Source organism: Polynucleobacter sp. MWH-UH24A, assembly GCF_018687475.1.
Lineage (GTDB): Bacteria > Pseudomonadota > Gammaproteobacteria > Burkholderiales > Burkholderiaceae > Polynucleobacter.
On sequence record NZ_CP061292.1, the window covers coordinates 697,360 to 712,053 of the forward strand.

General features: G+C 48.2%; 13 protein-coding genes. 8 read left to right on the top strand and 5 right to left on the bottom strand.

Annotation, left to right across the window (positions count from 1 at the left end):
* Positions 1-6 precede the first annotated feature (6 nt).
* From tkt to ppc, 4 genes are read left to right on the top strand one after another with little or no spacing between them, the layout of a single operon-like run.
* Positions 7-2,001: a transketolase gene (gene tkt / locus ICV32_RS03670; protein ID WP_215372014.1), complete on the top strand. Its 1,995-nt coding sequence runs from the start codon at positions 7-9 to the stop codon at positions 1,999-2,001.
* 8 nt (positions 2,002-2,009) lie between these two features.
* On the top strand, positions 2,010-3,074 hold the full coding sequence (gene fba / locus ICV32_RS03675; protein WP_215372015.1) for a class II fructose-bisphosphate aldolase: 1,065 nt from the start codon (positions 2,010-2,012) through the stop codon (positions 3,072-3,074).
* 30 nt (positions 3,075-3,104) lie between these two features.
* A complete protein-coding gene (gap, locus tag ICV32_RS03680) occupies positions 3,105-4,127 on the top strand; it encodes a type I glyceraldehyde-3-phosphate dehydrogenase (RefSeq protein ID WP_215372017.1) in 1,023 nt (340 codons plus the stop codon).
* A gap of 4 nt (positions 4,128-4,131) precedes the next feature.
* Entirely contained in the window at positions 4,132-6,942 is a 2,811-nt protein-coding gene (ppc, locus tag ICV32_RS03685) for a phosphoenolpyruvate carboxylase (RefSeq protein ID WP_215372019.1), read from the top strand.
* 10 nt (positions 6,943-6,952) lie between these two features.
* Here ppc and ICV32_RS03690 read toward each other — a convergent pair whose 3' ends face one another.
* Positions 6,953-7,801: an ion transporter gene (locus tag ICV32_RS03690; RefSeq protein ID WP_215372021.1), complete on the bottom strand. Its 849-nt coding sequence runs from the start codon at positions 7,799-7,801 to the stop codon at positions 6,953-6,955.
* An 81-nt stretch (positions 7,802-7,882) separates the two neighbouring features.
* On the opposite strand from ICV32_RS03690, the gene ICV32_RS03695 reads away from it, so the two are divergent.
* On the top strand, positions 7,883-9,016 hold the full coding sequence (locus ICV32_RS03695; protein ID WP_215372023.1) for an aminotransferase class V-fold PLP-dependent enzyme: 1,134 nt from the start codon (positions 7,883-7,885) through the stop codon (positions 9,014-9,016).
* Here the strand turns inward: ICV32_RS03695 and ICV32_RS03700 are convergent, their stop codons facing one another.
* Complete coding sequence (locus ICV32_RS03700; RefSeq protein WP_215372025.1) at positions 9,017-9,925, bottom strand: 3-hydroxyacyl-CoA dehydrogenase family protein; 909 nt, start codon at positions 9,923-9,925, stop codon at positions 9,017-9,019.
* A gap of 205 nt (positions 9,926-10,130) precedes the next feature.
* On the opposite strand from ICV32_RS03700, the gene ICV32_RS03705 reads away from it, so the two are divergent.
* On the top strand, positions 10,131-11,315 hold the full coding sequence (locus ICV32_RS03705; RefSeq protein WP_215372027.1) for an alanine--glyoxylate aminotransferase family protein: 1,185 nt from the start codon (positions 10,131-10,133) through the stop codon (positions 11,313-11,315).
* On the opposite strand, the gene ICV32_RS03710 is transcribed toward ICV32_RS03705, so the two are convergent.
* Entirely contained in the window at positions 11,316-11,624 is a 309-nt protein-coding gene (locus ICV32_RS03710; RefSeq protein WP_215372029.1) for a chaperone modulator CbpM, read from the bottom strand.
* 11 nt (positions 11,625-11,635) lie between these two features.
* On the bottom strand, positions 11,636-12,577 hold the full coding sequence (locus tag ICV32_RS03715; protein WP_215372031.1) for a DnaJ C-terminal domain-containing protein: 942 nt from the start codon (positions 12,575-12,577) through the stop codon (positions 11,636-11,638).
* Between the two features lie 70 nt (positions 12,578-12,647).
* Between ICV32_RS03715 and yjgA the strand changes: the two genes are divergently transcribed.
* Both yjgA and ICV32_RS03725 read left to right on the top strand, forming a co-directional pair.
* Positions 12,648-13,163, top strand: coding sequence for a ribosome biogenesis factor YjgA (gene yjgA / locus ICV32_RS03720; RefSeq protein WP_215372033.1), 516 nt, complete (start codon positions 12,648-12,650; stop codon positions 13,161-13,163).
* Entirely contained in the window at positions 13,164-13,634 is a 471-nt protein-coding gene (locus ICV32_RS03725) for an isoprenylcysteine carboxylmethyltransferase family protein (protein ID WP_215372034.1), read from the top strand.
* 27 nt (positions 13,635-13,661) lie between these two features.
* On the opposite strand, the gene ICV32_RS03730 is transcribed toward ICV32_RS03725, so the two are convergent.
* A complete protein-coding gene (locus ICV32_RS03730) occupies positions 13,662-14,657 on the bottom strand; it encodes a substrate-binding domain-containing protein (protein ID WP_215372036.1) in 996 nt (331 codons plus the stop codon).
* Positions 14,658-14,694 lie beyond the last annotated feature (37 nt).

Consider the following 14,694-nt stretch of genomic DNA (forward strand, 5'->3'; position numbering starts at 1 on the left):
ATGGATATGAGTACATCATCACTTAATCGTCGCGAACTGGCCAACGCCATTCGCTTTTTGGCCATCGATGCCGTTGAAAAATCCAAGTCGGGTCATCCTGGCGCACCGATGGGAATGGCAGACATTGCCGAGGTGTTATGGCGTGATCACTTGCAGCATAATCCTGCCGATCCAGCATGGATTAATCGGGATCGCTTTGTGCTTTCCAATGGCCATGGATCGATGCTGATCTATGCCTTACTGCATCTCACCGGTTATGCCGTCAGTATTGACGATATTCAGAAGTTCCGACAGTTGCATAGCATCACGGCTGGCCACCCCGAAGTCGGCATCACGCCCGGCGTAGAAACCACCACTGGTCCACTTGGTCAAGGCCTTGCCAATGCGGTGGGGATGGCTCTGGCCGAATCGCTACTCGCCAAGCGCTTTAATCGCCCTGGCCACTCCATCATCAATCATCACACCTATACCTTCTTAGGAGATGGTTGCCTAATGGAGGGCGTGAGTCATGAGGCCTGCTCACTGGCAGGAGTCTGGGGCTTAAATAAACTAATTTGCTTTTATGACGACAACGGCATCTCGATTGATGGGCATGTCGATGGTTGGTTTAGAGACGATACTGCCAAGCGGTTTGAGGCCTACGGTTGGAATGTCATTGGCCCGATTGATGGTCACGACACTAACGCAATTACACAAGCCATCGGGCAAGTAAAGAGCGAGTCCAAGCGCCCCAGCCTGATTATTTGTAAGACGACGATTGGATGGGGAGCCCCCAATATGGCGGGCACCCATGATGTACATGGTGCGCCCTTGGGTGAGAAGGAAGCCCAAGCAACCCGCCAAGCACTAGGCTGGACCCACGCGCCGTTTGTGATCCCTGCATCCATCAAAGAGGCATGGAGTGCGCTTGCAGCGGGCAAAGCCAAACAAGCTGCTTGGAATGAAGCGTTTGCCAACTACCAGCGTGAGTTCCCTGAGCTTGCTAAAGACTTACTGCGCCGCGTTGGCGAGATCTTCCCTGAGGGTTGGGCGAACACCAAATCACAACTCTTTGCCAGCATGAAAGCCATCGAGGCACCAACCGCCAGTCGTAAGTCATCGCAACAGGCCTTAGAGGTTTTGGTCCCAGCCTTGCCTGAGCTCTTGGGTGGTTCAGCTGATCTCACCGGTTCCAACCTAACCGCTGCGAAAGCCAGTGTCACCTGGCACCAAAAGCCCGATCAAGTGGCCAACTACCTGTCATACGGCGTTCGTGAATTTGGTATGAGCGCCATCATGAATGGCATTGCATTGCATAAAGGCTTCATTCCTTATGGTGGCACCTTCGCGGTGTTTTCGGATTACGCCCGTAATGCCATGCGCATGAGTGCTCTCATGCACCAGCGTGTCATTTATGTGCTCACGCACGACTCCATTGGTTTGGGTGAGGATGGGCCGACCCATCAACCGATTGAACATGCCTCTAGCTTGCGATTGATCCCGAATCTTGATCTCTGGCGCCCTTGCGATGGATTTGAAACCGCTGTTGCATGGACTGCTGCCATTGAGCGTACCGATGGACCCAGCGCACTCTTTTTATCTCGCCAAAATTTACCCCAGCTCACCCAAGCAATTACGGAGGCCCAGGTATTAAAGGGTGCTTATGTCTTATCCGACTCCCCCAATCCTGAGGCAGTGCTAATTGCAACCGGCTCCGAAGTGAGTCTGGCGATGCAAGCCCAAGCGCTCTTACGCACTAAGGGTAAGTCGGTGCGCGTGGTATCCATGCCGTGCACCTCGGCCTTTGATCGTCAGTCTCGAGAGTGGCAAGACGAGGTCTTACTCAAGGGTGTGCGACGAATTGCGATTGAAGCCGGGCAGGGCGATCTCTGGTGGAAGTATGTTGGCTTAGATGGCGCCGTCGTTGGTATCAATCGGTTTGGAGAATCCGCACCTGCACCGGCGGTTTATCAAGCCTTGGGAATCACCGTTGACCGTATTGTTGAACTTGTTTTGTCCTAGAGGAAAAAATGGCATTAATTTCATTAAGACAGCTTTTAGATCACGCCGCTGAGCATCATTACGGATTGCCAGCATTTAATGTGAACAATATGGAGCAGATCCATGCCATCATGCAGGCCGCTGAGCAGGTTGATAGCCCGGTCATTTTGCAGGCCTCGGCAGGTGCGCGGAAATACGCAGGGGAGCCATTCCTTCGTATGCTGGTGCATGCAGCGGTTGAGCAATACCCCCATATCCCAATTTGTATGCATCAAGACCACGGCGCCTCGCCTGCAGTCTGCCAAGCCTCGATTCGCAGTGGCTTTTCTAGTGTGATGATGGATGGCTCACTAAAAGAAGATGCTAAGACCCCGGCTGACTTTGCCTATAACGTGGATGTAACCCGTCGGGTTGTGGATATGGCGCATGCTGTTGGTGTTTCAGTGGAAGGTGAGCTGGGTTGCTTGGGTTCTTTGGAAACTGGACAAGCAGGTGACGAGGATGGCAGTGGCGCAGAGGGTGTGCTTGATCACTCGCAGCTCCTCACCGATCCCGATGAGGCAGCTGAGTTCGTTGCTAAGACTCAAGTGGATGCGCTAGCGATTGCCATTGGTACCAGTCATGGAGCGTATAAGTTCACCAGACCCCCCACTGGTGATATTTTGGCAATTGATCGTATTAAAGCGATTAATCAACGCATACCCAATACGCATTTAGTGATGCATGGATCGTCAAGCGTACCGCAAGAGTGGTTAGCAATTATTCGTCAGCATGGCGGCACTATTAAAGAGACCTATGGTGTGCCAGTGGAAGAGATTGTTGAAGGGATTAAGCATGGCGTGCGCAAGATTAATATCGACACTGATATTCGTTTAGCGATGACCGGTGCAATACGGAAATTTTTCTCAGAGCATCCAGAAGAATTTGATCCTCGCGCTTTTTTGAAAGTTGCCACAGCCGCTGCCAAAGGAATTTGTGAGGCGCGCTTCAAATCGTTTGGATGTGCTGGGCAAGCCAGCAAGATTAAGGTGATCCCTTTGGAAAAGATGGCAGTGCGCTACGCCAAGGGAGAACTAAAAGCGATTGTGCAGTAATGATTGAGTAAAAGGAATAAAGAGGAAAACATGACGATCCGAGTTGCAATTAATGGATATGGCCGGATTGGCCGGATGGTATTGCGTGCGCTCTACGAAGAGGCGATGCAGAATAAAAAACGCGATATCCAAATCGTCGCAATTAATGCGATGGGTGATATTGATATCAACGCACATCTCACCCAATACGACTCTGCCCATGGTCGTTTTCCTGGAACAGTGAGCATCGATGGCGATTACATGGTGGTCAATGGCGATCGAATTCGGATGTATTCGACCCGTAATCCCCTCGAAACCCCATGGGGCAAAGAGGGTGTTGATCTGGTGCTTGAGTGTTCTGGTAAGTTCACCTCCAAAGAAAAGGCAATGGTCCATATCCAGCAGGGCGCCAAGAAGGTGTTGATCTCAGCCCCCGGTGAAAAGGATGTGGATGCCACGATTGTGTATGGCGTCAATGAGAAGGTCTTAAAACCCACCGATGTGGTGGTCTCTAATGCAAGTTGCACCACCAATTGCTTGGCACCCCTCGTTAAGCCGCTGCTGGAGAAGATTGGAATTGAATCTGGCCTCATGACCACGATTCATGCGTTTACCAATGATCAAGTACTCACCGATGTGTATCACAAGGATAAACGTCGGGCACGCTCAGCGGTGAGTAGCATGATCCCTACCAAAACCGGTGCTGCAAAAGCGGTTGGTCTAGTGCTACCAGAATTGGCTGGCCGCTTTGATGGCTTTGCGATGCGCGTACCTACTATTAATGTCTCGGTCGTTGATCTCACCTTTATTGCCAAGCGTCCTACCTCGGTCGATGAAGTTCATCAAATACTCAAGGCGGCCAGTGAGCATGAGCTCAAAGGCATTCTGGGCTTTAATACCTTACCGCTGGTATCAATTGATTTCAATCACGATCCCCGACCCAGTATTTATGACGCCTCGCAAACGCGGGTCTCGAGCGATGGCAAGTTGGTCAAGGTCTTGGCGTGGTACGACAATGAATGGGGCTACTCCGTGCAAATGCTCAATGCGGCACAAGCCCTGATGGCGGTATAAGGCATTGGTCAGTCGACCCTCTACCCGAAAACAAGACCCCGACTCGGCCTTGGTTGACGATATTCGTCTACTAGGGCGCATCTTAGGGGACGTGATTCGGGAGCAAGAGGGCGTTGCAATATTCAATTTGATTGAGCAGATCCGGGTCTTATCGGTCCGGTTTCATCGCCATGGTGATGAGAATGCCAATAAAGAGCTTAAGAAGCTTTTAAAAGGATTAAGTGCCGATGATGCAGTGAAGGTCATCCGAGCCTTTACCTATTTCAGTCACTTAGCAAATTTAGCAGAGGACCGGCATCAGCTACGCCGACAAGCTGCTCAAGAGCGCATTGCTGGCCAACAGCCCGGCAGTATTGATTTAGCTATAGAGCGGATTCATGCAGCAGGGATTAGTAAGGCAACCATTGTTAAAACCCTCGCTGATAGTTATTTATCACCCGTGTTGACCGCACACCCAACCGAGGTGCAGCGTAAAAGTATTTTGGATGCGGAGCGGAGCATTGCCCAACTCTTGCTTACCCGTGATCAGATTAAAGATCGAGCGAAAGCCTATCAGCTAAAAAAAGATCTGCTGTGTGAGCGCGAGCTTGCAAATAATGAATTACAAATTAAAGCGCGTGTAATTCAGTTATGGCAAACCCGTTTATTGCGCTATACCAAACTGAAGGTTGCGGATGAAATTGAAAACGCCTTGAGTTACTACGAGGCCACTTTTTTACGAGAGATTCCAAAGCTCTATGCTGAGCTAGAAGATCGCCTTGGACAATCCCATATCGCATCGTTTTTACGCATGGGTCAGTGGACTGGTGGCGATCGGGACGGCAATCCGAATGTCACTGCCCAAACCTTGGAATATGCTTTAAAGCGCCAGGCCGAGATGATTTTGCGGCACTACTTAACCGAAGTTCATTACCTAGGAACGGAGCTCTCGCTCTCTGCACTCTTGGTGGGATTTCCTAAGGCGATGCAAGCCTTAGCGAATTGCTCTCCCGATGAGAATGAGCATCGGATGGATGAGCCCTATCGACGAGCCTTAACTGGCATTTACTCGCGACTCGCGGCCACATTAAAAGATCTGACTGGCGGTGATGCAGCAAGGCACGCTGTGCCTCCTCAAAATCCATACCAAAGTGCTCAAGAATTCTTAGGTGATTTACAGATCATTGAGAGCTCACTGCGATCCCACTCTGCTGAGGCGCTCATTAATCAACGCCTTCGAGCACTTATCCGTGCAGTTGAAGTGTTTGGATTTCATTTGGCCACTGTGGACTTGCGCCAAAGCTCAGATCAGCATGAGGAAGTATTACAAGAGTTACTCGCTGTTGCCAAGATAGAAAAAAACTACCGAGCTTTAGATGAGCCTGCTAAACAGGCTTTATTGATTCGCTTGCTGAATGAGGCACGGCCCTTGCAGGTAGTTGGCGCAGAATACTCCCCGCACACCATCAGTGAGCTTGCTATTTTTGCGCTTGCCAAACGTTTGCGTGAGCACTTTGGCGCCGATGCGATTCGGCACTACATCATTAGTCATACGGAGACCGTCAGCGATTTACTAGAGGTTATGTTGTTGCAAAAAGAGCTTGGTCTCATGCATGGCACCTTGGATTCGAAAGCAACTATTGACCTGATTACTGTGCCTCTATTTGAGACCATTGAAGATTTGCGCAATGCCGCACCCATCATGCGGGACTTTTATGCCTTGCCGGGCATCGCCAATCTAGTGAAACGGTCGGGTGCCGAGCAAGACATTATGTTGGGCTATTCGGATAGCAACAAAGACGGCGGGATCTTTACCAGCAATTGGGAGTTGTACCGCGCCGAGATTGCCTTGGTGGAGCTCTTTGAGCGCTTAGCGAATAGCCACAATATTCAGCTGCGTTTATTTCATGGGCGTGGTGGAACGGTTGGGCGTGGCGGTGGTCCGAGTTATGAAGCCATTCTCGCGCAGCCACCGGGGACGGTCAGAGGCCAAATTCGCTTGACGGAGCAAGGCGAGGTGATCGGCTCCAAATACGCCAATCCAGCGATTGGCAGGCAAAATTTGGAGGCATTGATTGCAGCAACCCTTGAGGCAACTCTATTGCAGCCAACCAAGCCAGCGACCTCATTATTTCTAAAAACAGCTGCACAGATTTCAGAGTCCAGCATGCGGGCCTACCGCCAATTGATCTATGAAACTGAGGGCTTTGCAGAATACTTTTTCCAGGCCACGCCGATTCGTGAGATTGCCGAACTCAACATTGGTTCACGACCTGCATCCCGTAAAGCGACGCAGCGTATTGAGGATCTTCGAGCCATTCCATGGGGCTTCAGTTGGGGGCAGTGTCGCTTAACACTGCCTGGATGGTTTGGCTTTGGATCTGCCATCTACGCGTTATTGCATGATGGTAAACCAAAGGAGCGAGCTACAAACTTAGCCCTATTAAAACGCATGTATCGACAGTGGCCATTTTTTCGAACCCTCTTGTCGAATATGGATATGGCTTTATCTAAAGCAGATCTTGACCTTGCAGCACTTTACAGTGAGCTCGTTGCTGATGCGCGCTTACGCAAAAAAATCTATACAGCCATGTGTGCAGAGTGGGATAAGACAGTTGCGGCACTCGAGCAAATCACCGGGGAGAAGCAGCGTTTGGCAAATAATCCGATCTTGGCCAGGTCCATTCGCCATCGCTTTCCTTACATTGACCCATTGCATCATATTCAGGTTGAGTTAGTCAGACGTTATCGTGCCGGGCAAAGCGACGAGCGGGTCAAGCGTGGTATCCACTTATCGATTAATGGAATTGCTTCAGGTTTGCGCAACACAGGATAAATGAAGCGAATTACTTGTGGTGGTCGGAGGGAAGCTCAACCCCGCACGCTCGACAGTATTTATCGCTTGCATTGAGGTCATCGGCTAAACAGTTCGGACAGGTTCGAGGATCCAAATCTGGCCGATGACGACGCAACGCCATTTCGCTGGTCACAATTCCAGTTGGAACAGCTAATGTACCCCAGCCCATCAGCATCATGGCCGAGGCAATCAATTTCCCCAAATCGGTTTTTGGGGTGATGTCACCGAAACCAACGGTGGTCATGGTTGTAATCGCCCAATAAATGCTAATTGGAATACTAGTGAACCCATGCTCTGGACCTTCAACCACATACATCAGCGTTCCCATCACCATCACAATCATCAGCACAACCGATAGAAACACCATGATTTTGCGCCGACTGGCAGCTAGGGCATTTGCTAGGTGGGTGTATTCAACCAAGAAACTTGTGAGCTTGAAGATTCGGAATATGCGCAGCAGGCGCAAGATGCGAACATCGATTAGCGAATGCAACTCGGGAAAGAAGAGCGCGAGGTAGGTGGGTAGAAATGCCACAAGATCAATGATTCCAAAAAAGCTTAGCGCATACTTGCGTCGATCAGGAGCGCAGTAGAGTCGTGCAATGTATTCAATGGTGAAGATGAAGGTAAAAAACCATTCCAAGGAAAAGAGGATGGTATGAAATTTTGCCGATATGCTTTGTACACTATCGAGCACCACTACCAAAATTGAGAACAGAATGACAAAGATCAGAATCCGGTCAAACAGTCGACCGGCACGGGTATCGGACTCAAAAATAACCCGATACAAAGTCTCTTTGAGACTCTGAGGTTCGTGGTTCCGAGGCTTGGCGGTCATATCGGCCCTAGTGGTTTAAAACAATTAGAATAACGGTTTAACACGTAATCATTAATTTAGCCTAAATAAGAAGGAATTTGCATGCCAGGCCTTTTGCCCAATGTAGACCCGGATGGTCTATTGGAATTCTCGGTGGTGTACACCGACCGTTCTTTAAATCACATGTCGGCGGAATTCAAAAAAGTGATCACCGACATTTCTGCAATTCTTAAGGATGTTTATAAAGCGCATTCAACCATTGTGATTCCTGGAAGTGGGACCTACGGCATGGAAGCAGTAGCTAGGCAATTTGCTCCTGGCAAAAAATGTTTGATTATTCGTAATGGTTGGTTCAGTTATCGCTGGACGCAAATTTTTGATCTCGAACAGTTCACCCAAGATGTACACGTTATTAAGGGTCGCCAAGTTGAGCATACTGCTCAGGGTGCGTTTGCACCTCCTCCGATTGAGGAGGTTGTTGCCTTTATTCAAAAAGAAAAGCCTGATGTCGTATTCGCTCCCCATGTTGAAACCTCTGCTGGGATTATCTTGCCACCCGAGTATTTAAGAGCCATTGGTGACGCAGTGGAATCGGTCGATGGACTATTTGTATTGGATTGCATTGCTTCTGGTGCGATGTGGGTTGATATGAAAGCCAGTAAGGTTGATGTCTTAATTAGTGCCCCACAAAAAGGGTGGAGTAGTTCCCCATGTTGTGCCTTGATTGGTCTTTCTGAGCGCGCACGGCAAAAAATTGAGCAAACCCAAAGTAATAGTTTCTCGATTGATCTTAAAAAGTGGTTGCAGATCATGGAAACCTATGAAAAGGGCGCACACGTTTATCACACCACGATGCCAACGGATGCGCTAAAGATTTTGCGTAATGCCATGAAGGAGACTCAGTCCCATGGATTTGATTACCTCAAGCAGCAACAGATTGAGTTAGGTAACCGGGTAAGAGCCTTAATGGTTAGTAAGGGTTTTCCGAGCGTAGCCGCGGCTGGATATCAAGCGCCATGTGTTGTGGTCAGCTACACCACTGATCCAGATATGCAATCCGGTAAGAAGTTTATGGAAGTTGGTTTGCAAACTGCTGCGGGTGTTCCGTTGCAAGTCGGCGAGGGTCCCGAGTTTAGAACCTTCCGACTTGGATTATTTGGCCTTGAGAAGCTTTTGCATATTGAGCGTGCCATCACACACCTCGAAGCTGCGATGGATAAGATCACGGCAAAGTAATTATTTTTCAATCTTTAAGACAGCAAAGGCAGCTTGCAGGCGCTTGGAGTAAACCTCCTTTAGCGCCTTTACTTTTTCTGGGGTCCACGACCAAAAGCCAGCAAGATTTTTAGTTCCCGTTTTGCCACTTTTAACCATGTTTAGGATTGTTGCAGGCATGGTGGAGTCATTGCATAGTGCTGGATAAATCTCCTTGGCTGCGTTACAGTTAACATCCCACCCCGATAGTTCTTTCTGGGTGATTGGTCCCACCGCAGCATATCGAAAGCCAAAGCTATAGCGAACTGCATCATCCACATCCTCCGGCGTGGCGATGCCACGATCAATTAAATACAGGGCTTCCCGCATTAAGGCATGTTGAATACGATTCGCTAAGAATCCAGGGATATCTTTTTTAACAAGAACCGGCTTCTTATCAATGGATTGATAGAAGTCATAAACCCTTTTTGCAATGATTGGATCAGTTTTCTCACCCAAGACAATTTCAACTAAGGGCACTAATTCAGCAGGCATGAAGTAATGAGCCCCCATCATGCGATGGGCTGTCTTTAAATCCTGTGCGATTTTACTAATTGGATAGGCTGAGCTATTGCTCCCAATTGGTATATCTTCAGGAACACGTTCGTCGAGAGCGCAAAACAAGGCTTGCTTACTTGGTAAGTCTTCAATAATGGTTTCTACAATCCAGCGGCAGTTAGCCCAATTGCTCCATGTATCAATTTCGTCAGCATGGGATGATTCTGTGGTGATTGATTTTGTCTCCGAGCATAATGCGATTGCGTCAGTAAGACATTGTTGCGCCTTTTTCTGGGTCCTCCCCAAGACCACCACAGGAACATTAGCTTCCAGGAATCCAGCTGTGATCCCAGTCGCCATGGTTCCGGTTCCAATTACAGTTACATAAGCCATCAAAAGTCCTTATCAAACGCTCTAAATAAGCTAGAGTCTAATTCAGTTTTATTCTCTGTCAGCCTGGATTGACAGGCTATTGCATCCAATTGGCTTGATAGCCAATGTCCTATACAGGTCAAGGCAAAACAGCGCTGAAACTGGTATAAATGGGGCTTCGCTTTTTAAAGCCATTGCCAACTAAAACGACAACGACAGACAAAATATGCTGAAACTTGACCAACATCCATCGGGTAGACATTTTTTACACATTCCAGGACCCAGTCCGGTTCCCTCGCGGATTTTGCGTGCCATCAGTTATCAAACCATTGATCATCGCGGCCCTGAGTTTGGTGAGTTAGGTCTTCAGTTATTGGCTGGTATGCAAACCATTTTTAAGACGAAGCATCCAGTGATTATTTATCCCAGCTCAGGTACTGGTGCGTGGGAGGGTGCTCTTGTGAACACCTTGTCTCCGGGTGACCTCGTTCTCATGTATGAGACTGGTCATTTTGCAACCCTTTGGAATAAGTTAGCTCAACGTTTAGGAATTAAAACGGAGTTCATTGGCTTACCAGGTGCAGAGGGTTGGCGTCATGGAGTTGACGCTGCAAAAATTGAAGAGCGCTTAAAGGCAGATACAGGCCATCAAATTAAAGCAGTTTGTGTGGTTCATAACGAGACCTCAACAGGGGTTACATCCAATATCGCCGCTGTGCGCAAGGCCATTGATGCAGCAAAACATCCTGCACTCTTAATGGTCGATACGATCTCCGGCCTTGCCTCGGCAGATTTTCGTCATGATGAGTGGGGCGTTGATGTAACTGTAAGCGGCTCACAAAAGGGCTTGATGCTTCCCCCTGGCATTGGATTTAATGCGATTTCACCAAAAGCGCTAGAAGCCAGTAAGCGCGCAACCTTGCCAAAAGCCTATTGGGCTTGGGATGAAATTCTGGAGTCCAATAAGACGGGTTATTGGCCCTCGACGCCTGCGACCAATTTACTTTATGGCTTACACGAAGCGATCGAGATGATTTTGAATGAAGGCATGGACAATGTGTTCGCTCGCCATCAGCGTCTTGCAAAAGCTTGTCGCGCAGCAGTGGAGGCATGGGGAATGGAAGTGCAGTGTAAGGACCCAGCGGTTTACTCGCCTGTATTAACTGGCGTGCGCACCCCAGAGGGTGTGGATGCTGATGCCTTGCGAAAATTAATCTTTGAGCGCTATAACCTGTCCCTTGGAACGGGCCTAGGTAAGGTGAAGGGTCAATTATTCCGCATTGGGCATTTGGGTGACTGCAATGAGTTATCTTTGCTTGCTGCCATCAGTGGATGCGAAATGGGCATGAACCGTTTTGGTATCAAGCTCAAGGGTAGTGGCGTTCTTGCTGCCCAAGAAGCCTTGCAATAACTACGGCTGATTGAGTTGTTTGCGAAGCGTTTCGATTTCCTCTAAGAGATCAAGCGCTAAAGCAACGCCCGGTGTATTTACCTCGAGGTCTCGGACTAAGCGACTAGCAATCTTGGCGCGTCGTAAGGAGTGACCGGTAAAGCGCCAATCACTCTGATTCGAACCTTGTGGCTGCAAAACACCTTCGGCCACCCATTCTTCAATATGCGTATGAGTGATTGAACATGCTTGACAGATTTCAGTAACACTTAGATGCAGATGCTCTTCAACCACCACCCCCTCTAGCAATACAGAATGATTGGTATTCATATGGATAGCTCCTATACGTTTGCACGTGGATTAAATGCGGCAAAGGACTTTGCCATCGCCTGGTAGGACTCTTTATCGGCATCGGTGGTTACTGGTGGGGTAACCAATCGAATGGTTGCATAAAGGTCACCTGGTTCTTGGCTCGGAATGCCTTTGCCCTTAAGGCGTAATTTCTTACCCGCCATGGTGTTGGCAGGTATGTTCAGTTCAACTTTGCCAGTTGGAATAAGGAGGTCTACCGTTGCCCCCAATGCCGCCTCCCAGGGAGCAAGGCTTAACTCCACCGTAACGTCTTTACCATCAACCTTGAAGTAGGGGTTCGGTTTAATCACAATCTCTAAATAGAGGTCACCCGCTTTGCCATTGCCAAACCCAGGACTTCCTTGACCAGCAAGGCGCAAATGTTGACCGCTTCGAATACCCTTGGGGATCTTGACCTCTAAAGTATGCTCTTGCATGCGAAGATGACCTTGATCGTCGAGTGTGGGCATTTTGAGTCCAATGCTCCGCTGCGCACCTAGATAGGAATCAACTAAATCAATCTCAATCTTGGCATGGTGATCTTCACCCGGAATATTGAGTTGAGCACTTTGTTGATTGGCTTGTTGGGCGCGGCGCCCAAAAATGGACTCAAAGAACTCGCTATGGTCAGGATTGGCATGATCACCCCAACCATTACCTCGAAACTCGTATCCAGAATCCCAGTTGGGTGGTGGATTAAAACCTTGACCTCCCGACCAGTTATTACCCATTTGATCGTAGGCAGATTTTTTCTCTGGATCTTTTAGAACTGCATAAGCCTCACCAATTTCTTTGAAGCGTTTTTCGGCATCCGTCTCTTTACTCACATCGGGATGGTATTTGCGAGCTAGTTTGCGATAGGCCTGTTTGATCTGATCAGGCGTCGCATCCCGTTCCAGGCCGAGTATTTTGTAATAGTCTTGATATTCCATGAAGGCAAAAGGGGGAGTCAATCAATAATGCTCGATTTTAATCGGATTGAACCATTCAGTAGAATGGGACATGGCTGAAATTGATCCTTTAATCGCAAACGATGATTTACCACCCAGTAAATCAGAGCTCAAACGTCAAATGGCCGAGCGCCAAAAATTAGCTGAGGCTTTAAGCGCCCTCACAAGTGATGCGTTAAAGTCTATTCCAATCGATGAAGATTTGCGCGATGCGATTGCACAGACCTCAAAGGTTCGGTCCTTTGAGGGGATTCGGCGCCATAAGCAATACCTTGGTAAACGGATGCGCACATTATCCGATGAGGATATTGCTGCCATTAAGAATCAACTTGAAGTCATTGAAGGGCCTGGTCGGGTCGAAACTGCCAAGTTACATCGTTTAGAGCGTTTGCGCGAACGCTTGCTACAAAGTGATGAGGCCTTACAGGAGTTAATTACTAAGTATCCTGCACTCGATATTCAGAGTATTCGTACTCTGATTCGAAATGCCAAAAAGGAACGCGAGACCAATAAACCTCCGAAAGCCTATCGTGAGATTTTCCAATACCTTAGAGAGCTTGAGACTTAGATGAGTAAAACCAAGCACGATCGTGGCGCGATCTACGTATTCATTCAAGCAGTTTTATTAATCGCACTATTCTTTGGTCCGGCCGATCTGCTTGGTAAGCCAGAGACAATCCATTACCCCTTGTGGCTGATTGGTAGGGCTTTTTTCTACCTCGGTCTTGGAATTGCTATATGGGCTGCCATTTCTTTAGGTCCCAATTTGACCCCACTACCAAAACCCAAGCAAAACGGCGAATTAATTCAGACAGGAATTTACAAGATGGTGCGCCACCCCATTTATTTTGGGGTGATTATTCTGGGTTTTGGATGGGCAGCAACTGTGCAAAATTGGTATACCTTTATTGTGGCGCTCGCATTACTACTCTTCTTTGACATGAAGTCCCGCAAAGAAGAAGAGTGGCTGTTGGAAAAGTTTCCAGACTATAAGGACTATCAACGGCGTACCAAGAAACTGATCCCACTAATCTATTAATCGATTACCTGAAAATAATTAGCCGATTCATTTAAGCGCTTTATACCCCGGAGTTTTATTGGAACGATTCTTGATGGCTTTAATGAATGCGATCAAGGTTTTATTACGCCTGAACTCTGGTTTCATGGCGAGGTAAAACGTTTCAGTCTCAAGTGGAATGAAGTGTAACTTGTACTCTTTGGCGATGTATTGCAACCCAATTCCGACATCGGCTTGTTCAGCTAAGATGCTGGTCGCAACGGCGCTATGGGTAAACTCCTCGTGCCCATATCCTTTAATTAGTTTGGTCTTTAGGCCTTCACGCTCTAAGAGTCGATCAAGTAATAGACGTGTACCCGCCCCCTTTTGTCGATTAATCATCCGTACCTCGGGCCGAGCGAGATCTCGGATGGATTGAATCTTCAGCGGATTGCCTTTTGCTAACAATAATCCTTGAACGCGCTGCATTAAGGGGACGGTCACCAGACCAGCACGGCGGAGGTGGTCTTCGATCGCTTTAATTTCAGCAGGATCCGATACATGAAAACCTGCAATGCTCGCTTTATTTTCGATCAGTCGATCCAGCGCATGTCCAGACCCCATCGTTTTATAGTCAATTTCATCAAATTTTGAATGAATTTGCTCAATGAGTGGGTCGTTACTAGTGCAAAAAATATAGCGATCAAGGATTTTTTCAAGATGCTTGGAGAGCTTCTCGCCAATATCCGTAGCTAAGCGCTGAGCCTCATTTGAAAGCTGTAAATCCAAGCGATCGAGCGAATGAATCAGTAATTGACCGGCGGGAGTAATTTTTGAGCCGTGCCCCTTAATTCGCTCTAATAGCTTACAGCCCAGTTCTTGCTCAGCCTCTCGCAGTTCATTCCAAACCGTTCGATAGGAGACATTGAGATCCTTTGCAGCAGCTGCAAGGGTACGCCCCTGATCCACACTGCGCAACAAATTACCAATATGCGTTAAGTCGAGGCTACGCTGATGGTAGTTTGGGGTCTTCAGGAGGAGGGTGGGTTGGATCACGAGCTTCATATGAATATTTTTGCATATTGATTATTTAAATCGATCT